19 protein-coding genes and 1 tRNA gene are annotated in these 19,278 nt (G+C 72.9%); 11 read left to right on the top strand and 9 right to left on the bottom strand.

Translation table 11 applies throughout. The annotated features are described in order from the left end of the window. Nucleotides 1-134 precede the first annotated feature (134 nt). Nucleotides 135-1,604 (bottom strand): diguanylate cyclase, encoded by a 1,470-nt coding sequence (locus tag OG994_RS26485; protein WP_328851336.1) that lies wholly within the window; start codon nucleotides 1,602-1,604, stop codon nucleotides 135-137. Nucleotides 1,605-1,820: 216 nt separating this feature from the next. Between OG994_RS26485 and OG994_RS26490 the strand changes: the two genes are divergently transcribed. Beyond that, nucleotides 1,821-2,600, top strand: coding sequence for a phosphodiesterase (locus tag OG994_RS26490; RefSeq protein ID WP_120329802.1), 780 nt, complete (start codon nucleotides 1,821-1,823; stop codon nucleotides 2,598-2,600). A gap of 196 nt (nucleotides 2,601-2,796) precedes the next feature. Further along, nucleotides 2,797-4,497, top strand: coding sequence for a bifunctional metallophosphatase/5'-nucleotidase (locus OG994_RS26495; protein WP_328851337.1), 1,701 nt, complete (start codon nucleotides 2,797-2,799; stop codon nucleotides 4,495-4,497). A gap of 191 nt (nucleotides 4,498-4,688) precedes the next feature. Here the strand turns inward: OG994_RS26495 and OG994_RS26500 are convergent, their stop codons facing one another. Continuing rightward, on the bottom strand, nucleotides 4,689-5,969 hold the full coding sequence (locus tag OG994_RS26500; protein ID WP_328851338.1) for an MFS transporter: 1,281 nt from the start codon (nucleotides 5,967-5,969) through the stop codon (nucleotides 4,689-4,691). 128 nt (nucleotides 5,970-6,097) lie between these two features. Here OG994_RS26500 and OG994_RS26505 point away from each other — a divergent pair, with 128 nt between their 5' ends. Continuing rightward, nucleotides 6,098-6,571: a hypothetical protein gene (locus tag OG994_RS26505; RefSeq protein ID WP_328851339.1), complete on the top strand. Its 474-nt coding sequence runs from the start codon at nucleotides 6,098-6,100 to the stop codon at nucleotides 6,569-6,571. Nucleotides 6,572-6,630: 59 nt separating this feature from the next. Next, nucleotides 6,631-7,833 carry a low temperature requirement protein A gene (locus OG994_RS26510; protein ID WP_328851340.1) on the top strand — a complete coding sequence of 401 codons (1,203 nt, stop codon included), beginning with the start codon at nucleotides 6,631-6,633 and terminating at the stop codon, nucleotides 7,831-7,833. A gap of 52 nt (nucleotides 7,834-7,885) precedes the next feature. Here OG994_RS26510 and OG994_RS26515 read toward each other — a convergent pair whose 3' ends face one another. Beyond that, a complete protein-coding gene (locus tag OG994_RS26515; RefSeq protein ID WP_328851341.1) occupies nucleotides 7,886-8,308 on the bottom strand; it encodes a glutaredoxin domain-containing protein in 423 nt (140 codons plus the stop codon). Between the two features lie 89 nt (nucleotides 8,309-8,397). Here OG994_RS26515 and OG994_RS26520 point away from each other — a divergent pair, with 89 nt between their 5' ends. Both OG994_RS26520 and OG994_RS26525 read left to right on the top strand, forming a co-directional pair. After that, nucleotides 8,398-8,808, top strand: coding sequence for a VOC family protein (locus tag OG994_RS26520; protein WP_120329808.1), 411 nt, complete (start codon nucleotides 8,398-8,400; stop codon nucleotides 8,806-8,808). A 102-nt stretch (nucleotides 8,809-8,910) separates the two neighbouring features. Continuing rightward, nucleotides 8,911-9,405, top strand: coding sequence for a pyridoxamine 5'-phosphate oxidase family protein (locus tag OG994_RS26525; RefSeq protein ID WP_328851342.1), 495 nt, complete (start codon nucleotides 8,911-8,913; stop codon nucleotides 9,403-9,405). 257 nt (nucleotides 9,406-9,662) lie between these two features. Here the strand turns inward: OG994_RS26525 and OG994_RS26530 are convergent. Further along, nucleotides 9,663-9,739, bottom strand: a tRNA-Pro gene (locus tag OG994_RS26530). 183 nt (nucleotides 9,740-9,922) lie between these two features. Continuing rightward, nucleotides 9,923-10,816 carry a metallophosphoesterase gene (locus OG994_RS26535; RefSeq protein WP_328851343.1) on the bottom strand — a complete coding sequence of 298 codons (894 nt, stop codon included), beginning with the start codon at nucleotides 10,814-10,816 and terminating at the stop codon, nucleotides 9,923-9,925. A 25-nt stretch (nucleotides 10,817-10,841) separates the two neighbouring features. Between OG994_RS26535 and OG994_RS26540 the strand changes: the two genes are divergently transcribed. Beyond that, the gene (locus OG994_RS26540) at nucleotides 10,842-11,297 is read left to right on the top strand and encodes a GatB/YqeY domain-containing protein (RefSeq protein ID WP_120329811.1); all 456 of its coding nucleotides are present in this window, start codon (nucleotides 10,842-10,844) and stop codon (nucleotides 11,295-11,297) included. A gap of 115 nt (nucleotides 11,298-11,412) precedes the next feature. On the opposite strand, the gene OG994_RS26545 is transcribed toward OG994_RS26540, so the two are convergent. Then, nucleotides 11,413-13,866, bottom strand: a complete 2,454-nt coding sequence (locus OG994_RS26545) for a penicillin-binding protein (RefSeq protein WP_328851344.1) — start codon at nucleotides 13,864-13,866, stop codon at nucleotides 11,413-11,415. A 405-nt stretch (nucleotides 13,867-14,271) separates the two neighbouring features. Here OG994_RS26545 and OG994_RS26550 point away from each other — a divergent pair, with 405 nt between their 5' ends. Continuing rightward, entirely contained in the window at nucleotides 14,272-14,589 is a 318-nt protein-coding gene (locus OG994_RS26550) for a WhiB family transcriptional regulator (protein ID WP_120329813.1), read from the top strand. Here the strand turns inward: OG994_RS26550 and OG994_RS26555 are convergent. Genes OG994_RS26555 through OG994_RS26565 form a run of 3 tightly spaced genes read right to left on the bottom strand, consistent with a single transcriptional unit; the run spans nucleotide 14,576 to nucleotide 17,301 of the window. Beyond that, nucleotides 14,576-15,727, bottom strand: coding sequence for an ArsA family ATPase (locus OG994_RS26555; RefSeq protein WP_328851345.1), 1,152 nt, complete (start codon nucleotides 15,725-15,727; stop codon nucleotides 14,576-14,578). The two genes, OG994_RS26550 and OG994_RS26555, sit on opposite strands and share 14 nt — an antisense overlap. A 54-nt stretch (nucleotides 15,728-15,781) precedes the next feature. After that, nucleotides 15,782-16,759, bottom strand: a complete 978-nt coding sequence (locus OG994_RS26560; protein ID WP_328851346.1) for an ArsA-related P-loop ATPase — start codon at nucleotides 16,757-16,759, stop codon at nucleotides 15,782-15,784. 26 nt (nucleotides 16,760-16,785) lie between these two features. Then, nucleotides 16,786-17,301 carry an Rv0361 family membrane protein gene (locus OG994_RS26565; protein WP_406106140.1) on the bottom strand — a complete coding sequence of 172 codons (516 nt, stop codon included), beginning with the start codon at nucleotides 17,299-17,301 and terminating at the stop codon, nucleotides 16,786-16,788. A gap of 665 nt (nucleotides 17,302-17,966) precedes the next feature. Between OG994_RS26565 and OG994_RS26570 the strand changes: the two genes are divergently transcribed. From OG994_RS26570 to OG994_RS26580, 3 genes are read left to right on the top strand one after another with little or no spacing between them, the layout of a single operon-like run. Continuing rightward, nucleotides 17,967-18,455 (top strand): hypothetical protein, encoded by a 489-nt coding sequence (locus OG994_RS26570; protein ID WP_120329816.1) that lies wholly within the window; start codon nucleotides 17,967-17,969, stop codon nucleotides 18,453-18,455. Nucleotides 18,456-18,498: 43 nt separating this feature from the next. Beyond that, nucleotides 18,499-18,654, top strand: coding sequence for a hypothetical protein (locus tag OG994_RS26575; protein WP_174242689.1), 156 nt, complete (start codon nucleotides 18,499-18,501; stop codon nucleotides 18,652-18,654). A gap of 40 nt (nucleotides 18,655-18,694) precedes the next feature. Further along, nucleotides 18,695-19,156 carry a RidA family protein gene (locus OG994_RS26580; protein WP_120329817.1) on the top strand — a complete coding sequence of 154 codons (462 nt, stop codon included), beginning with the start codon at nucleotides 18,695-18,697 and terminating at the stop codon, nucleotides 19,154-19,156. Nucleotides 19,157-19,278: the final 122 nt, after the last annotated feature.

Consider the following 19,278-nt stretch of genomic DNA (forward strand, 5'->3'; position numbering starts at 1 on the left):
CCGCGCCCCCGCTCCCAGCGTCGATCTTGCAGTTTGTGCCCCGGCAAAGGGTGTGAATGGTGCATAACGAGGGCCGAAAGTGCAAGATCGCGGGGGTCAGGGGCGGGGCGCGGGGTCAGGGCGGGGTGGGGGGGTTACGCGGGGGCTAGGCGGACTCCGTCGCGGCCGTGGCGCTTCACGGCGTAGAGGGCCTGGTCGGCGCGGCGCAGTGCGAGTTCCGCGGATTCGCCGGGACGGGGGAGGGCCACCCCGACACTGATGGTGCGGCCGGTACGGCGGGCCGCCTCGGTCAACCGCTCGGCGATCCGGACCGCCTCCTCCGGGCGGTTCACCTCGATCACGGCGACGAACTCGTCGCCGCCGACCCGGTACAGCTCGTCGCCCTGCCGCAGCGCGCCCTCCAGCGCCCGGGCGAGGCCGATGAGCAACTGGTCGCCGGCCTGGTGGCCGTACGTGTCGTTGACCGTCTTGAAGCCGTCCACGTCGATCGCGAGCAGGGCCGTGCGGCCCGGGGTGGCCGCCGCGATCCGCTTGCCGAACGGCCCGGTGTGCCGGAGCCCGGTGAGCGGGTCCGAGATGGCCTGCTCGCGCAGCCGGTCGAGGGTGCGCAGCCGGTCCAGGCTGTTCCAGGCGTGGCCGGCGAGGAGTTCCATGAGGCTGACCGTGGTCGGGTCGGGGTACAGCAGCCGCTCGTCGGCGACGAGCAGCACCCCGCCGCGGTCGGGCGGGCCGAGGGGCACGGCCACGAGGGTGCGTACGCCGGCGTGGGCCAGCGGCTGGTACTCCGCCGTCGGCGGCTGGCCGGCCTCGCCGAGCGTGTAGCCCGCGCCGTACCGGTGGACCCGCTCGACGATGGCCCGCAGCGCGCCCGGACCCGCCTCGGTCAACTCGGCGCGGATCCGCGACTCCAGCTCACCGGGTACCGCGCCGTCGGCCTGATCCGCGATCCCGGCCACGCCGCCGAACTGACCGTGCGGCGGCGTGCCGAGGCGGTGCCCGTCACGATCCGCCAGCACCAGCACGCCGGCGGAGAGGGTGGCGACGTCGCGCGCGGCGCACACCGCCGCCGCGACGAGTTCGCCTTCGGTCGGGGCGGCCGAGAGCGCGGCGGCGTGCCGGAGCAGTTTCTCGCTGCGGCTCTCCGCAGGAGGGCCGCCGAGTGCCATGATCCGGGCGCCGAGCCGCCCGGCCAGCCGTTCCGCGGTGACCCGCCACGGGGTCAGGTCGACAGGTGCGCTCCACTGGAGGTCGAGCACGCCGACCGGCCGCCCGGCGGGGTCCACCACCGGTACGCAGATCTCGGTGACCACGTCCGGGCGGACCGGCAGGTAGTCGGGGTCCGCGGCGACGTCGGGCACGACGGCGGTCTCCCCGGAGGCGTGCACCCGGCCGACGATCCCGGTCTTCGGCGGCACCGTCGCGAAGACCTGCCAGGCGCCGGTGGCGGCCACGCAGCGCAGCCGGTCGTGGACCTGTAGGAGTACGGAGATCGTGGCCGGGGTGTGCCTCGCGAGGGCGGTGACGGCGCGTTGGCACGCCTCCAGGGCGGTCGAGGCCGCGGGAAGGCTGGCCGTGACGTCACGGATGATCCGCTCGTGATCCACTCGCTCGTCGTTCCAGGTAGGGGTGGGGGCCGGCCGCTGCCGCGCCTGCGATCAAGCGTACTCGTGGCGTGACGGGAGCCCTTCCGCTCAGGCTCGCGCAGGCTCTTCGTACACACGTGCTATCCACAGGCTGTGGACGCGGCCGGTGGATACAGCGGGCCCCGGGCGGGTCGCGGCGGCGATAGCGTGAATACCCCGGCCGCGAGGAGGCGTCCCATGCGCATCGCCCAGCTGAGCGACCCGCACCTGACCACCGGCCCGCTCGCCGCCGAACCGGCCGCCGGGCTGCACCGGGCGCTCGGCCGGGTGCTCGCGTTGACCCCCCGCCCCGACTGCGTGGTGATCACCGGGGACCTCGTCGACCACGGCCGTCCCGACGAGTACCTCGCGCTGCGCGAGGTCATCGGGCGGTTTCCCCTGCCCGTGCACCTGGTCACCGGCAACCACGACGACCGGGAGTCGCTGCTCGACACGTTCGGCGGCACCCCGTGGCTGGGCGACGGCTTCTCGGCGTACTACCTCGTCGACCACTCGGCCGCGACGGTGGTCGTCCTCGACTCCCTGGTGCCCGGGGCGAGCGGCGGGCGGCTCGGTGAAGAGCAACTGGGCTGGCTGGACGGCGTCCTGGCCGGCCGACCGGACGTGCCGGCCCTGGTCTTCCTGCACCACCCTCCGGTGGCCGCGGGTGTCCCCGCCGCCGACGCGATCGGGCTGGCCGACGCCGACGGGTTCGCCGACGTGATCGGCCGGCACCCCCACGTGCTCCGGATCGGCGCCGGTCACCTGCACCGGCCGCTCACGGCGGGATTCGCCGGAACGGTCGTCACGACCGCGCCGAGCACCTGGCGGCAGGCGTCGTTGACGATGAGCCCGGACGAGCAGATCGGCTGGGTGGCCGAGCCCACGGCGTTCCTGCTGCACCTCGTCGAGGGCGGCGGCTGTGTCACGCACACCGTGCAGGTCAGCCACTCGGCGGGGCACACCTGCGGGTTCTGAGGCAGCGGGCGATCGCGTATCCGCAGGTCCGACGCCGTCCCCGGTCGACCCGGGGCGTCCGGGATGAGAGGCTGTGCCGGACGGGGCAGCGTACCCCCGAGCGCTGCCGCCGCACCGACCCTTCCGACGGTGCCGGTCGGCGTCCGGGCGACCCACGGCCCGGTGCCGCCCCCCACCGAGTCTCACGAGGAGTTCCATGTCCATCCCCGGGATGCGTCGGGCCGCCGTCGGCCTGACCGCGCTCGCGGTGGCCGCGTTCGGCGCGGTCACCAGCACCCCCGACCAGGCGGAGGCGGGGCCCAAGCCCGTCGACGTCACCCTGCTCGCACTGAACGACTTCCACGGCAACCTCGAACCGCCGAGCGGCTCCAGCGGCACCATCGCCGGGCAGAGCGCGGGCGGTGTCGAGTACCTCGCCACCCACCTGGCCGAGCTGCGCAGGGCGGCCACGAACAAGAACACCATCACCGTCGCCGCCGGCGACCTGATCGGTGCGTCCCCGCTGCTCTCCGCCGCGTTCCACGACGAGCCGACGATCGAGGCCCTGTCGATGGCCGGGCTCGACTACGCGAGCGTCGGCAACCACGAGTTCGACGAGGGCGCCAACGAGCTGCTGCGGATCCAGAACGGCGGCTGCCACCCGGTGGACGGCTGCGCCGACGGCACCCCGTACGAGGGCGCCGGGTTCCAGTACCTCTCGGCGAACGCGTTCCGGACCGCGACCGGCCAGCCGCTGCTCGCGCCGTACGCCATCCACGAGGTGCAGGGCGTCAGGATCGGCTTCATCGGGATGACGCTGGAGGGCACCCCGCAGATCGTCAGCCAGGAGGGCGTCGCCGGCCTGAGCTTCGCCGACGAGGCGGAGACCGCCAACCGGTACGCCCGGGAGCTGCGCCGCCAGGGTGTGCAGTCGATCGTCGTCCTGCTGCACGAGGGCGGCACCCAGGCCGCCGGCGGTGGCATCAACGACTGCGTCGGCATGACCGGCCCCATCGTGGACATCGCCAACCGCATGGACCCGTCGATCGACGTCGTGGTCAGCGGCCACACCCACCAGGCGTACAACTGCGAGATCAACGGCAAGCTGGTCACGAGCGCCAGCTCGTTCGGCCGCCTCGTCACCGACATCGACCTGAAGATCGACCGGCGCAGCGGTGACGTCCTCAGCGCGTCGGCCGAGAACGTGGTCGTCACCCGGGACGTGGCCAAGGACCCGGCGCAGACCGCCCTGATCGACCGCTACACCACCGTGCTCGGCCCGGTCGCCGACCGTCAGGTCGGCGAGACCACCGAGGCGATCACGCGGAGCCAGGAGACCCTCTTCGGTACGACGATGGGCGAGTCGCCGTTGGGCAACGTGATCGCGGACGCGCAGCTCGCCGCCACCGACGACGAGCAGAACGCCGTCGCCGCGTTCATGAACCCCGGCGGCGTGCGAGCCGACCTGGACGCCGGCCCGGTCACGTACGAGGAGGCGTTCACCGTCCAGCCGTTCGCCAACAACCTGGTGACCCTCGACCTCACCGGCGCGCAGCTGTACTGCGTGCTGGAGCAGCAGTTCGTGGTGAACCGGATCCTCTACCCGTCGTCCACCGTCCGGTACGTCGTCGACCCGAACGGCGCCACCGCCCCGGCCGCCGACCCGTGCGGTGGTACCCGGGTGGTCCGGGGCAGCCTCGCCATCGGCGGCACGACGGTCGACCCGGCCGCCACCTACCGGGTGACGGTGAACAACTTCCTGGCCGGCGGCGGTGACGGCTTCAGCACGCTCACCGCCGGCACGAACCTGGTCACCGGGCAGATCGACCTGGACGCGTTCGTGGCGTACCTGACCGCCGAGTCCCCGGTCTCCGCCCCGGCGCTGGACCGGATCCGCACCACCGCCGAGTCCGCCTGACGGCTCGGTCGTCCCACGGTCGGGCCCCGGAGCACCCGCTCCGGGGCCCGATGCGTCTCCGGGCGCCGCTCGCCGCCGCCCGTGCCGGTCACGGCGGAGATCACGCTCGATCGTGGACGCGGTGGCCTCCGCGTGCCGGCGAGGCCACCACAACCACGATGCAGCGCGATCCTGTCGAGCCGGCCGACGGGTCAGGCGTGGGCCGGAGCGGGCTCCGCGACCGGGGTGGCCAGGACGCGGCCGTCCTGGATCGGGGTGAGCAGGCGGCGCAGGGACAGCGCCACCAGCGAGGCGATCAGGCACCCGCCGACGACCGCCACCACCCACACCTTGCCGTCGGCGGCGCCGATCAGCGGGCCGGCGGTCACCGGGCCGATCACCCCGCTGATGCCGAAGATCATGGAGCTCATGGCGTTGTACCGGCCGCGCAGCTCGTCGGTGGCGAGCGCGTTCGTCAGCGCCGGCATCATCGGCGAGAGCATGGTCTCGCCGAAACCGAAGATCGCGGAGCAGGCCACCACGCAGAGCGCGGCGACGATCGCGTTGCCCGTGGCCACGACACCGGCGGCGCCCAGCACCAGCCAGGCGGCGGCGAACACGGCGCCCACGACGGCGAGCGCACCGGTGCGGCTGCGCCCCTCCAAGCGCCGGATCACCACGAGCTGGGCCAGCACGATCATCACGGTGTTGGCGGTGAGCGCCCAGGCCACCACGCGGGGGCTCACCTCGGCGACCCGGACGGCGTACGCGGCGAAGCCCACCTCGATCTGCGCGTAGCCGCACGTGGTGAGGACCAGGCCGAAGATCACCAGGCGCCGGAACGGGCGGTCCCGCAGGACGGCGAAGTAGCCACCGGTCGACGGCGCGTCCCCGCTCGACGCGGCGGCGATCCGGCGCCCCACGGCGGGCAGGGTCAGCAGGATGATGGCCGGCGTCAGGTAGCTCACCGCGTCCAGCACGTAGATCGCCTGGAAGGTCACCGGCCGCTCGGTGTCGATGATCGCGCCGGAGATCAGACCGCCGACACCGATGCCCAGGTTGAGCAGGGCGAAGTTCAGCCCGAACACCCGCTGCCGCTCGCCGTCGTCGGTCAGCGTGGCGAGGATCGTGTTCTGCCCCGACCAGATGGCCGAGCTGCCGACCGCGATCACCGTCATCACCAGGAACGCCGAGGTGGTCGAGTGGACGAGCGCGAGAGAGCCCGTGCCCGCCGCCTCGATCAGCAGGCAGGGGATCACCACCCGTCGCGCGCCGAACCGGTCGATGAGGCTGCCACCCAGCGGCGACAGGACGAGGGTGACCGCGCCGTACCAGCCGATCACCAGGCCGGCCCGTGCGTCGGTGAGGCCCCGCACGTCGGTGAGGTAGATGAAGAGGAACGGCAGGGTGAGGCCACGCCCGATGGCCGAGAGCAGGGTGCCGATCAGGATCCGGCGGGCTTCGGGACGGCGGGGCAGGGCGCGGCGGATCATGCGAGGCATTCTCTGCCGAGGGTGTGACGGCCGGCGACCGGATTCCCGCCCGCCACGCCCAGCGTGGTCCCGCGTGGTGACGAAGCCCACTCCCGGCCGCTGTCCGACCCGTCTGGAATGCTGGCGCCGTGACCACCACCTGGCGCCACCTGCCCGCCCCCGCCCGCGAGATCGCGGTGAGCGCCGCCGAGGCCGTCGCCGCCGTACGGCGACGCGACGGGCAGGCGTACGACGAGGCCGTGGCCCGGCTCGCGGCGGCCGACCAGTCCGGCCTCGTCCTCGGCGGGGTGGTCCGGCTGCTGCTCGAGGAGACCCACCCCGACGGCCTCGACGGCGACGACGTCCGCCGGGTGCTGGAGCGCGTCGCCCGCGACGGCCTCCAGTGGCTCACGGACGTCGACCCGCACGTGCTGCTCGTCCTGCTCGCGGGCGCCCTCGGGGTGTACGACCCGGCCGGCGACGAGTCGCCCCCCGACCCGCCGGCGGTCGCGCGGCACGCGCCCCTCCTCGTCGCCGACCTGCTCACCGCCACGGGCCGCCCCCTCGACGGCTACCTGGCCGCCGCCCTCGCCGAGATCGAGCGCGCCGAGCGGCACGACTGAACGGCGCAGTTCACGCAAACCGCCCGGCCGTGCCGGCAGGGGCGCACGAAGATGGCAGGGTGCGCATCTTCCGGGGCCGGTACGAGACGACCGCGGAACGGCACCGGACGACCAGCTTCGAGATCTTCTTCGACCTGGTGTTCGTCTTCGCGCTCACCCGGATCGTCGAGTTCATGGAGGACGAGCCCTCGGCCGTCACCCTGACCCGTGGCCTGCTGCTCTTCCTGCTGCTCTGGTTCTCCTGGTCCTCGTACGCCTGGCTCGGCAACCAGGTGCGCGCGGACGTCGGCCTGGTCCGCACCGGCACCCTGGCCGCCATGGCGGCGATGTTCGTGGCGGCGCTGGCCATCCCCGGCGCCTGGCGGGGGTCCGGTCCGGTGCCGACGGCGCTCGTCCTCGCCGCGTCCTACATGGCGGTGCGGACCCTGCACCTCGCGCTCTTCCTCGCCGTGTCCCGGGACCGGCAGCTCACCCGTACGCTCCGGCTCACCGCGATCCCGGTGGTGCTGGGGTGGATCCCGCTCGTCACCGGCGCGCTGGTGGGCGGCGCCACGCAGACGGTGCTCTGGACGGTGGCGTTCGCCGTCGACGTCGGTGGCGCGCGCATCGCCTCCGGGTTCAGCCCCTGGCCGCTGCGGAGCGTCAGCCACTTCACCGAGCGGCACCGGCTGGTGCTCATCATCGCCGTCGGCGAGTCCCTGATCTCGATCGGCATCGGGGCGGGCGCGGAGCTGCGCGGCTGGCTGGTGCTGTTGGCGGCACTGCTCGGGTTCGCGGCGGCGGCCAGCCTGTGGCGGCTGTACTTCGACCGGTTCGCGTCGGTCATCGAGCGGAGCCTGGAGGGGGCGTCCGCGGCGCGGCGGGCCACCATCGCGAGCGACGCGTACAGCCTCGCGCACTTCCCGATGGTGGCCGGGATCATGTACGTGGCGTTCGGCATCGAGCAGGTGCTCGCCACGCTGATCCACGAGCCCGACGCACACCAGCGGCCGCTGGGGCTCCCCGGGACGGTCGCGCTCTACGCCGGCGGCGCGCTGTACCTCGTCGGCCGGGCGCTCTGCCTGCGGCTGGCCACCATGCACGCCACGTTGGCGCCGCTCGCGGGCGCCGCCGTACTCCTGCTGTTGATCGCGCCGGCCCGGCTGCTGCCCGCGGTCGTCGCCCTGGCGCTGCTGGTGCTGGCGCTCATGGCGCAGCTCGCCGTGGAGTGGCGCTGGCCCCGACCGGCGGCCCCGCTGCCCGCCAACCAGCCAGCGGGTTGACGCCGGCCGGCGCGGGTGAGACCGGGGGTTTCGCCCGGCTCTCGTGGCGGTGCTATGCGGCCAGCCGCCGCCGTACGAGATCCGGGTCCGGGTTCACGACGGGCTCGCCGTCCGCCACCATCGTCGGCACCGTCTCGTCCCCGCCCGTGACGGCTCGCACGGCCGCCGCCCCGGCCGGGTCGCGCCAGATGTCGACCCAGTACGCGCGCCGCGCGGCACGGTCGAGCCGGAACCGCAGACGGAGGCAGTAGCGGCAGCCCGGCCGCCAGTAGATGACCGGCCGGCCGTCCGCCGCGCTGCGCCGCTGCGCCTCGTCCGCCGTCACGGATCGCGGGAAGACCAGCGGCGACAGCAGCACGGCCAGCGCCGCCAGGAGCACCAGCCAGCCGACGCCGACCCACGACGGCCGGTCGCGGACCACCACGAGCACGCCGCACGCCAGCAGCAGCACCGGCGGTCCCCAACTACGCAGCATGACGTCGGATGCTAGCCCCGCCGGCCGACGAGATCCCGGCTCGGGCTGTCGCGCCCGCAGGTCAGGCGCCCGCACCTAGCATCGTCGTCATGGACGTCACCATCCACACGACCTACCTGCCGCACCTCGACCCGGACGCCTCCCTGGCCTTCTACCGGGACGCCCTCGGGTTCGAGGTACGCAGCGACGTCGGCCAGGGCACCATGCGGTGGATCACCGTGGGCCCCACGAACCAGCCCGACACCTCCATCCTCCTGGCGCCGCCGGCCGCGGACCCGGGGATCACCGACGAGGAGCGCCGCACCATCACCGCGATGATGGCCAAGGGCACGTACGGCTGGGTCCTGCTGGCCTCCCGCGACCTCGACGACACCTTCGAGACGGTGCGGTCGCGCGGGGCGGAGGTCGTCCAGGAGCCGACCGAGCAGCCGTACGGCATTCGCGACTGCGCCTTCCGCGACCCGGCCGGCAACCTGGTCCGGATCCAGGAGGTCCGTTGAGACGTACGGTCCGACGGACACGTCGCCGCACGTGGCGGGACCGGTGGGCATCCGTCAGGATTCGAGAAGGCCGCCCGGCGGGGCGCCGCTAGCCTGACGATCATGGCATCCACCGAAACCGCCACCCCCGAGACGGCCGACCCCACGCCCGCGCCCCCGCGTACGCTCGACGAACGGCTGCGGGACACCCGCGCGAAGCTGGAGAACGACGTCGACCTCTGGGTCGCGACGTCGGGCTCCCCGGGCGGCGTTCACCTCGTCCCGCTCTCGTTCCTCTGGGACGGGGCCGCCTTCCTCATCTCGACCCCGCGCGCCTCGCGCACCAGCCGCAACCTGCTGGCGGACGATCGGGTGCGGCTCAGCCTCGGGCCGACCCGCGACGTCGTCATCGTCGACGGCACGGCCGAACCGGTGGACGTCGCCGACCTGGGCCCGGACACCGGCGACGCGTTCGCGACCAAGACGGGTTTCGACCCGCGTACGCTCGACGAGCCCTACCAGTACTTCCTGATCCGCCCCCGGCGCATCCAGGCCTGGCGGGAGGCCAACGAACTCCGGGGACGGGTCCTCATGCGCGACGGCCGCTGGCTCGGCTGACCGCGTAGGACGGCAGCCGTACCCGGAAGCGCCCGAGGGGTTGGGCGGCGACGCGAGCGGAAGCGTCCGCCGAGACCACGCGACGGCCGATCCCCTGCCCGGGATGGCATGACGTGCGCCACCCCCTCCGGCGTTCCGGCCGCTCGTCGGGGAGGATGCCGCGCTCGCGGGGGCCGGCTCGTTCAAGCCGGTCGCGACCTGACCCGGAAATAGATCAAGGCCCCTCCGTGGAGGGGCCTTTGACCTGCTGTTACCTCTGGTCGGGGTGGCCGGATTTGAACCGACGACCTCTTCGTCCCGAACGAAGCGCGCTACCAAACTGCGCCACACCCCGAGGCGTGCCGACAAATAGTAGCCCACCCGCTCCGGCGGTCAAACTGGGTACCCCCGCCCCTCGGCGCCGGCGCGCTCAAGATCCAGACAACATCCAGGATGTGGGGGCATCCCGGGTCGGGGGAGGCCACAACATCCAGGAAGTTGTGGCCTCACCGGCCAGGCCGCAGCGCTCCGCCCGGGATCAGCGCGCGATCAGGGTCAGGATGCTCGCCTCCGGTGGGCAGGCGAACCGGACCGGCGCGGTCGGGTGGGTGCCGAGGCCGGCGGAGACGTGCAGCCAGGAGTCGGACCCCGGCCAGCGGTGCAGCCCCCGGGCCATCGACCGGGGCAGCCCGCAGTTGGTGACCAGCGCCCCGACCCCCGGTACGCAGACCTGCCCGCCGTGGGTGTGGCCGGCCAGCAGCAGGCCGAAGCCGTCGGCGGACATCTGGTCGAGCACCCGCGGCTCGGGGGAGTGCGTGAGCGCGATCGACACCTCGGCCGACGCGGCGACCCGCCCGGCGACGGCCGCGTAGTCGTCCCGCTCGATGTGTGGATCGTCCACACCGACCAGGTCGATGACCCGTCCGCCGGCCTTGACGGTGGCCCGGGCGTTGTTGAGGTCGATCCAGCCCGCACCGGTGAGGACGTCGCGCAGTTCCTCGTACGGCAGCTCGACGCCCTCGACGTACTCGCGATCGGGCAGGAAGTAGGTGAACGGGTTCTTCCAGACCGGGCCGGTGTAGTCGTTGGAGCCGAAGACGAAGGCTCCCGGGTAGTCGAGCAGCGGCTGGAGGGCGCGCAGCACGCCGGGCACGGCCTCGGGGTGCGCCATGTTGTCGCCGGTCACGACGACCAGGTCGGGGTCGAGCGCGGCCAGCGACGCCACCCAGCGCTGCTTGCGCGCCTGGTCGGGCATCATGTGCAGGTCCGACAGGTGCAGGACCCGGAGGGGCTCCGCATCGGTCGGCAGCACCGGCACGTCGTACCGGCGCAGGGTGAACATGTTGCGCTCGACGAGCGACGCGTACGCCAGGGTGGCCGCGCCCACCGCGGCGGTGGTGGCCGCGAGCCGGAATACTGTGCGCTTTCGCATGGCGTTCAGGGTAGTTTGACCGTCCATGAGCACGCTGAAGGACCGCCTCACCGCGGACATGCGGGCCGCGCTGAAGGCGCGCGACGAGCTGACCACGTCCACCCTGCGGATGGCGCTGGCGGCGGTGGGTAACGCCGAGGTGGCCGGCAAGGCCAAGCGGGAGCTCACCGACGACGAGGTGCTCGCGGTGCTGACCAAGGAGGCGAAGAAGCGCCGGGAGGCGGCGGCCGCGTTCGCCGACGCGGGTCGCGGCGAGCAGGCCGCCAAGGAGACCGCGGAGGGCGAGGTGCTGGAGCGCTACCTGCCGAAGCAGCTCTCCGACGAGGAGCTCGGCCAGGTGGTCTCCGAGGCGCTCGCCGCGGGTGGCTTCACCGGCAAGGCGCAGATGGGCCCGGCCATGAAGGCGGTCCAGGCCGCGGTGGCCGGCCGGGCCGAGGGCGGCCGGGTGGCCGCGGAGGTACGCCGGCAGCTCGGCGTCTGAGGCGCCGCTCCTTCGGCCGTACGCGACGACGGGCGGGCACCCTCGCGGGGTGCCCGCCCGTCCTGTGTCGTGCGGGGTGCGGGCCCGGCCGTGGTGCGGGCCGGGCCCCGTGGGATCAGCCGCCGCCGGGACGGCCGCCGCCGGGTCGTCCGGGTCGGTCGGGAGTCGGCGGCTGCCCGGAGGTGCCGTTGTCCGGCTGGTCGCCGCCGCCGTTGCCGCTGCTGATCTGGATCGTCACCACGCCGCCCTTGATGGTGCGGCCGCTGGGGCTGGTGCCGGCGGCGGTGCCGGGCGGGCAGCTGGAGGCCACCCGCACGTCGGAGACGACCGCCTGAAAGCCGGCGCCCCGGATGCGGGAGCGGGCGGTGTCGACCGACTGGCACTTCACGTCCGGGATGGAGCGCTGGTCACCCTCGGAGATCTTCTTGCCGGGTGGCTCGAAGTCGATCCGGGGTTTGCCCTTCATGGCGTCCCGCAGCGTCTGCCAGACCGGCGGGTTGATGCCGTCGGGCCGCTCGTGCCCCATCTTCACGTTCGTCTGCGCCCAGTCGGGGTCGGCCATGATGCCGGCGACCGCGTACTGCTTGGTCATCGCCACGAGCGCGGACGTCTTCTCCGAGTCGGTGGTGCCGGACTTGCCGGCCACCGGCGCCTTGACCTCCGCCTTCACCCGCGCCGCCGTGCGGCTGCCGCCGCACTTCGTGGTCGGGGAGTTGTCGCCGACGGGGCAGCGGGCGGCGTCGACGGCGGCCCGGGCGACCTCGGTGCTGACCCGCTTCTCGCAGCGCGGGTTGGCGATGTCCAGCTTCTTGCCGTCCAGGTCGCGGATCTCCTGCACCGGGATCGGCTCGCAGTACTTGCCGTCGGCGGCCAGGGTGGCGTACGCGTTGGCCAGCTCCAGCGGCGTGGTCGCCGAGACGCCGAGGGTGAAGGAACCCCAGTCGTGGGCGTATTCCTTGTTGTTGGCCCACTGGTTCTCCTTGCTGACCCGGAACTGGATGCCGAGCCGCTTGGCCACGTCGACCACGTTCTCCGCGCCGATCTGCTGCTGCAGCGGCACGAAGTAGGTGTTGATGGAGGCGCTGAACGCGCTCCACATGTTCTGGACGCCGCCGGCCTTCTTACCGGAGTTGGTGGGGCAGTAGAAGTGGGTGCCCGGGCACGCGGCGGGGCTGCCCTGCTCGACGATGTACTCCGACCGGAAGGTCTGCGGGGCGTTCATCGTGTAGCTGAGCGGGATGCCCTTCTCCAGGGCGGCCACGATCGTGAAGATCTTGAACGTCGAGCCCGCCTGGTAGCCGACGATCCCGTCACCGCCGGTGAGCAGCGGGTTCACCGTGTTCGGGTAGTTGCCGCGCTTGCCCTTCTTCCGCTGCTTGGGATCGCTGTGCGGCTTGTTGGCCGGGTTCTTCGGGTCGTCCAGCTTGAAGTTCCGGTTCACGGCGAGCGCCCGCACCCGGCCGGAGCCGGGCTCGACGACCGCCACCATGGCCGCTTCCTTGCTGTTCACGCTCTTCGCCCTGCGGACGGCCTTGTCCGCGCCCCGCTGCGCCTGCGCGTCGAGGGTGGTGATGATGGAGTAGCCACCGCTCTTGAGGCGCCGCTCCCGGTCGTACGACGTGGAGCCGAACGTCTCCTGCTGCAACCACCAGCGGTAGAAGTAGTCGCAGAAGAAGCCCCAGCCCTTCTCGTTGGTGGCGACGCAGCCGTTCGGCTGGCGCTTGCCCGCGACGTTCAGCGGGGTGGCCTTGGCGGCCTCCCCCTCCTCCTTGGTGATGGCGCCGATCTTGACCATGTTGTCGATGACGTAGTTGCGCCGGTCCAGCGCGAGCTTCTCGCCGCTCTCGGTGGTCGGGTCGTTGGTCGTGGGCGCCTTCACGAGGCCGGCGAGCAGCGCGGCCTCCGGGATCGTGAGGTTCTTCGGGCTCTTCTGGAAGTAGACCCGGCTGGCGGCGTAGATGCCGTACGCGCCGTTGCCGAAGGAGGCGATGTTCAGGTAGCGCTCGAGGATCTCGTCCTTCGAGAGCTCCTTGTCGATCTGGATGGCGTAGCGCATCTCGCGCAGCTTGCGGGCGCTGGTGTCCTCGGTCGCGGCGACCACGTCGGCCGGATGGGTGGCCGTGTACGCGATGGCCAGCCGGACGTACTGCATGGTAAGCGTGGAGGCGCCCTGCTGGGAGCTCGCGCCGGACTGGTTGTTGATGAAGGCGCGGGCGACACCGTTGATGTCGACGCCGTTGTGCTTGTAGAAGTCGTGGTCCTCCGCCGCGATGATGGCCTTCTGCATGTGCGGCGAGATGTCGGCCAGCTTCACGTCCTTGCGGAACTCGTCGTACAGCGTGGCGACCACCGTCTTGCCGTCCGACGCGTACAACGTGGTGATCTGCGGTGCCCGCGACACCGTCAGTTCCTTCGGCAACGCGCCGAAGGTTTCGGCTCCGGCCTTCGCGGCCAGCCCGGACATCGCCACTGCGGGGAAGGCCGCCGCTGCGACCACCACACCGGCCAGCAGGCCACAGATGAGTAGCGATGCGGCGTTGGTCAGCACATTGTGGTCACGTTTCCGCATCCAGGTCACCTCGACAGGGTACGCGAACAGAGAACGAGGGGCGCTGGGGCGTCTTTTCCCCATTTCCTGCGCGCGCTGCCCTCGTTGTGCTAAACGCACGACCCCTGGTGCGTGGTTGCGTGGGACCTGGCGCCGAGTCTCCCTCGTACGGAGGGGGCACCGCTGCGTTTTCACGTACTGCGGCCGGGTATGCGGCGGTCAACGGCTCGAGAAGCCGGGAGTGTCCGGAATGATGGATTTGGCCGACAACGTTGCGTAATCGGGTGACTACAGAGCATGATGGGGGACGGCGACAGCGCCACATGTCGTCCGTACCGCCTTGGGGAAGGCCGGGCGGGCGATCGGGGGGATTGCCGGCTGACGCGTGACGAGGTCGGTAGGTACTGCAAGGGGGGACGTGTACACATGGGCATGATCGCTGACTGGCCGTCGCTGGCGGCGTGTCAGAACGGGGACCCGGACGCGCTGTTCGTTCAGGGCGCCGAACAGAACGTGGCGAAGCGGATCTGCCGGAGCTGCCCAGTTCGGTACGAGTGCCTGGCCGACGCGCTCGACAACCGCATCGAGTTCGGCGTGTGGGGTGGCATGACCGAACGCGAGCGGCGGGCGCTGCTGCGCCGTCACCCCCAGGTGACGAGCTGGCGCAAGATGTTCGAGGCGGCCATGAAGAAGAACGCCAAGGAGAAGGCCGGCAAGGACCGGATCCTGGTCACGACCGGCTGATCGCCGCGCCGATCGTCCGCAGCCCGTCGACGTCGTGGACGTCGGCGGGCTGCGCCGTCACCGACACGGTCGGCACCTCGGGGAACGCCTCCGTGAACCGCGCGGCGACCTCGCGCTCGCGTACCGCCTGCCGCGCGAGCGCGGCGTGCGCCCGCAGCACGTCGACGGTGCCCTCGTGCCCACCGATCTCGGCCAGGCGGTCCGCGGCGGCCCGGCTGGTAGCGGCGTCCAGCTCCGGCACCGCCGGCCGGTGCACCCGGTTGAGCACCAGCCCGGCCAGCGGCATCCGCTCGTCGCGCAGCCGCCCCGCGAAGTAGGCGGCCTCCCGGACCGCGTCCGGCTCCGGCGCCGCGACCAGCAGGAACGCCGTCTCCCGTGCCTGGAGGATGCGGTACGTCTGCTCGGCGCGCTGCCGGAAGCCGCCGAACATCGAGTCGAGAGCGGCCACGAACCCGGAGAGGTCCGTGAGCAGTTGGGCGCCGAGCACCTTCTGCACGACCTTCGAGAACATGCCGAACGACGCGGTGACCAGGCTGAACATGCTCCGGCCGCCGGTGCGGGCCGGGGCGAGCAGCATCCGCAGCATCCGCCCGTCGAGGAACCGGGAGAGGCGGGCCGGCGCGTCCAGGAAGTCCAGCGCCGAACGGGACGGCGGGGTGTCCACCACGATGAGGTCCCACTCGCCCCGGGCGTGCAGCTGACCCAGCTTCTCCATCGCCATGTACTCCTGCGTACCGGCGAAGGTCGAACTCATCGCCTGGTAGAAGGGGTTGGCGAAGATCTCCGCCGCCTTCGTCGGGTCGGTGTGCTGCAGCACCACGTCGTCGAAGGTCCGCTTCATGTCCAGCATCATGGCGTGCAGCTCGCCGCCGCTGTCCTCGACGTCGATCCCCTTCACCTGGCGGGGCGTGTTGTCCAGCTCGGTGAGGCCGAGCGACTGGGCCAGGCGGCGGGCCGGGTCGATCGTGAGCACCACCGTGCGACGCCCGTGCCGCTCCGCGGCGCGCAGCGCCAGCGCGGCGGCCGTGGTGGTCTTCCCGACCCCACCGGCGCCGCAGCACACCACGATCCGCACGCCCGGATCAGCGAGGATCTCGTCGACGTCCAACGGTGGCGCCGCGTCTTCGGAAGGCACCAATCGAGCGTATCGGGCCGACCCGGTCCGTGCGCCCGTGCCGACGGCAGGTGTGAGTCAATCGGCCCGCCGCAGGGCGTCGGCCAGGACGTCCAGCCCGTCCCGGTCGACCCCGTCCGGCAGCAGCGGCAACTCGGTCAACGGCAGCCCCAACTCGACCAGGTCGGCGCGGAGGGAGTCCTCCAGCTCCCGGCGGATGACCTGGTCGCGCGCCTCGTCGTGCAGGCCCGCCACGGTGTCCCGGTCCGCCGGCAGCCCGGCGGCGACCAGCCCCCGCTTCAGCTCGGCGGCGGTGACCACCCGGCCGGCCGGCAGCGGCGGCCGGGTGCCGTTCACGATGATCCGACCCACCGGGAAGCCGTACGACGTCAGCTCGGCGATGGCGTCCACCGTCTCCTGGACCGGCATCTCCTCCAGCAGGGTGACCACGTGCACGGCGGTCATCGGGGAGCGCAGCAGCGCCGCCACCCCCTCGCTCTGCGTCTTGATGGGGCCGACCTTGGCCAGCCGCGCCGTCTCCGCCGTCACGTTGAGGAACCGGCCGATCCGGCCGGTGGGCGGAGCGTCCAGGACCACCGCGTCGTAGACCCGGCGCTGGTCGACCGTCCGGGTGGTCGCCTCCTTCACCTTGCCGGTGAGCAGCACGTCCCGCAGCCCTGGTGCGATGGTGGTGGCGAAGTCGATGGCCCCGAACTTGCGCAGCGCCCGGCCGGCCGCGCCGAGCTTGTAGAACATGTCCAGGTACTCGAGCAGCGCCAGTTCGGCGTCCACGGCGAGGGCCCGGACCTGTCCGCCGCCGGGCGCGTCGGTGAGGTGCCGCTCCTCGTACGGCAGCGGGTCGGTGCCGAAGAGCTGGGCGATGCCCTGCCGGCCCTCGACCTCGACGAGCAGGGTGCGCCGGCCGCCGGCGGCCAGCGCCAGGGCCAGCGCCGCGGCCACGCTCGTCTTGCCGGTGCCGCCCTTGCCGGTCACCACGTGCAGGCGGGCCGGCCATCCGGTACCAGCCGGCTCGGCCGGTCGCTGCTCTGCTCGCACTCGTCGAGCCTATCCAGCCGGGGCCGTCAGGCGACCTCGCAGACCCACCAACCCGTCTTCTGCACCACGGTGAAGCGCAGGTCCTGGTCGGCCACCTTCTCGTCGGCGGTGGTCATGGTCACCGTGGTCGAGACCGTGGCCCGGTCGCCGGTGCGGTTGTCCACCTTCGGGGTGGTCCACCGGAAGCGGGGGTTCTGGTAGGTCGACGCGTACTTCTCCACCTCGGCCACCTTCGCGGCGATCTTGTCGTCGTCGCGGGCCGAGGCGCAGACGAGGCTCGCCGCCTTCGTCGCGTCCCGCTCCTTGTAGACGGCCGTGAGGAACTGGTCCACCGCCACGGCCGGCTCCTTGGCGCCCTCGCCGGTCTCGACGTTGCGCAGGGTCAGGAACGCCGTGAGGCCGCCACCGAGGCAGAGCACGAGCACCACCGCCAGCGCGATCGTCGCGATGAGCGCGCCACGCTTCTTCCCGGGCGGGGCCGGCGGCGGGTACGGCGGAGGGACCGGTCCGCCCGACGGCGGGTACGGCGGAGGGCCGGGCACCGGTCCGCCCGACGGCGGGTAGGGCGGGTGGGCCGTCGCGCCCGGCGGCGGGTACGGCGGCGTCGCGGACGGCGGACCGGCCTGGGGGTGACCGGCCGGCGGCGGGCCGGGCAGCGGGGACGGGCCGGGCGGGGGAGGTTGACCGGCCGGCGGACCGGAGGCGACCGGACCGGCGGGGTACCCCGGGTGCCCGGGACCGGCCGGAGCGGGGGGCCGCCCGGCGTCGGGATGGGCCGGCGGCACCGCCGGACCGGTCGGGTCGCCGCTGGGTGGCTGGGTCATCTCTCCCCCGGGGGTGCGGCGCTCGGCGCCACCGGCGTCGAGCGTGAAGTCGAGCGGCCGGCCGCTCGCGGCCGTCCGACCGGAAGGGTAGCGGTCGATCCCGTCGCCGGTGTCGCCCCCGTGGGGCGGTCCGGCCGCGCCTGCCGCCGTCCGCGGAACGCCGGACGCGCTCGCCCGCCCGTCCGGGCCAGGCCGCCGGGAAGCGGGACGATCCCGCCGGATGTGTCGCATATGTGACTACCAGGCCGTTGTGCGTGCGCGTCCTGTTGGCGGGACTCCGGCACCGGACCTACCGTCGTGCCGGCGCGGGGGAACCCGGTCGGGGCGGGCGTCCGGACCGGCACAGCAGGGAGTTGACCAGGTACGACGTCCGGAGGCAGTGCATGCGCGACGCGGAGAACACCCCCCGAGCCCAGTTCCCGGCGAACGACCGGTCGCGCCGGATCGGCGCCGGTCCCGCCGGTGAGGCCGAGGGGCCGGTCGGCGGCCTGCCGGTGAACGAGCGACCGTACCGGCGCATCGCCGAGCCCGTCGAGGTGGTGCGGACGCTGCGCCGCCCGGTCGAGCAGGGCCGGGACGACGAGGAGCCCGGCTACGTCATCCACCTGCCGATCCGGGTGCCCGACCTGGCCTCGGCCACCACGCTCGCGAGCCGGGTGGCGGTCTCCCTCGGCTTCCTGCCCGAACTGGACGCGGGCGAGACCACCGTCTCCAAGGCCGACGACCAGAACAACCGGCACCGCGTCTTCTGCGACCTCCTGCTGCCGGACCGGTCCCGCTGCCCGCAGCGGTACGAGCACAGCGGGCCCTGCGGGGAGCTGCCGGCCGCGCCGGAGCAGCGTCCCGCACCCGGCCCGTCGGCGGGCCCGTAGGCTGTGCCTCGAACGATCCGCGTATCGAGGGAGCCCTGCACCGATGCAGAAGTGGGAGTACGCCACGGTCCCGCTGCTGGTCCACGCGACCAAGCAGATCCTTGACAACTGGGGCGAGGACGGCTGGGAGCTCGTCGCCGTGGTGCCCGGTCCGAACCCGGACCAGCTCGTCGCCTACCTGAAGCGGCCGAAGGCATGAGCGGGCGCGTGCGTACCGCCGGGTGGGACGGGGTGGCGGCATGAGCAACGGTCCCCACGCGAAACTCGCCGAACTCGGCCTCCAGCTGCCCGAGGTGGTGCCGCCGGTGGCCAGCTACGTCCCGGCCGTGCAGTCGGGCCGGCACGTCTACGTCTCCGGGCAGCTGCCGATGGCCGAGGGGAAGCTGCTCGCGACCGGCAAGGTCGGCGCCGGTGTCTCCGCCGACCAGGCCAAGGACCTCGCGCAGCGCTGCGCGCTCAACGCGCTGGCCGCCATCGACTCGCTCGTCGGCCTGGAGAACGTCGTGAAGGTCGTGAAGCTGACCGGCTTCGTGGCGTCGGCACCCGGGTTCACCGGCCAGCCGGCCGTCATCAACGGAGCCTCCGACCTGTTCGGCGCCGTCTTCGGCGAGGCGGGCCGGCACGCGCGCAGCGCCGTCGGCGTGGCCGAACTGCCCCTCGACGCCCCGGTCGAGGTCGAGGTGATCGTCGAGGTCGCCTGACCCCGAGCGGCCCCGCCCCGCGATCCCGCGGGCCCCTCGCGGACGGAAGTTCGTGAACGGGCACAAACCCCCGGGACCTGCCTGCAAGATCGCGGGGAGGTGCGGGCGGGGCCGTACGATCG

This window comes from Micromonospora globbae (genome assembly GCF_036184225.1).
Lineage (GTDB): Bacteria > Actinomycetota > Actinomycetes > Mycobacteriales > Micromonosporaceae > Micromonospora > Micromonospora globbae.

Bases quoted from the DNA above. Each gene is read 5' to 3' on its own strand.
- OG994_RS26525 (WP_328851342.1), top strand. From the start codon at position 8,911: ATGGCATCCACCGAAACCGCCACCCCCGAGACGGCCGACCCCACGCCC.
- OG994_RS26495 (WP_328851337.1), top strand. From the start codon at position 2,797: ATGTCCATCCCCGGGATGCGTCGGGCCGCCGTCGGCCTGACCGCGCTC.
- OG994_RS26570 (WP_120329816.1), top strand. From the start codon at position 17,967: ATGCGCGACGCGGAGAACACCCCCCGAGCCCAGTTCCCGGCGAACGAC.
- OG994_RS26515 (WP_328851341.1), bottom strand. From the start codon at position 8,308: ATGCTGCGTAGTTGGGGACCGCCGGTGCTGCTGCTGGCGTGCGGCGTG.
- OG994_RS26575 (WP_174242689.1), top strand. From the start codon at position 18,499: ATGCAGAAGTGGGAGTACGCCACGGTCCCGCTGCTGGTCCACGCGACC.
- OG994_RS26545 (WP_328851344.1), bottom strand. From the start codon at position 13,866: ATGCGGAAACGTGACCACAATGTGCTGACCAACGCCGCATCGCTACTC.
- OG994_RS26535 (WP_328851343.1), bottom strand. From the start codon at position 10,816: ATGCGAAAGCGCACAGTATTCCGGCTCGCGGCCACCACCGCCGCGGTG.
- OG994_RS26580 (WP_120329817.1), top strand. From the start codon at position 18,695: ATGAGCAACGGTCCCCACGCGAAACTCGCCGAACTCGGCCTCCAGCTG.
- OG994_RS26490 (WP_120329802.1), top strand. From the start codon at position 1,821: ATGCGCATCGCCCAGCTGAGCGACCCGCACCTGACCACCGGCCCGCTC.
- OG994_RS26540 (WP_120329811.1), top strand. From the start codon at position 10,842: ATGAGCACGCTGAAGGACCGCCTCACCGCGGACATGCGGGCCGCGCTG.
- OG994_RS26520 (WP_120329808.1), top strand. From the start codon at position 8,398: ATGGACGTCACCATCCACACGACCTACCTGCCGCACCTCGACCCGGAC.
- OG994_RS26500 (WP_328851338.1), bottom strand. From the start codon at position 5,969: ATGATCCGCCGCGCCCTGCCCCGCCGTCCCGAAGCCCGCCGGATCCTG.
- OG994_RS26550 (WP_120329813.1), top strand. From the start codon at position 14,272: ATGGGCATGATCGCTGACTGGCCGTCGCTGGCGGCGTGTCAGAACGGG.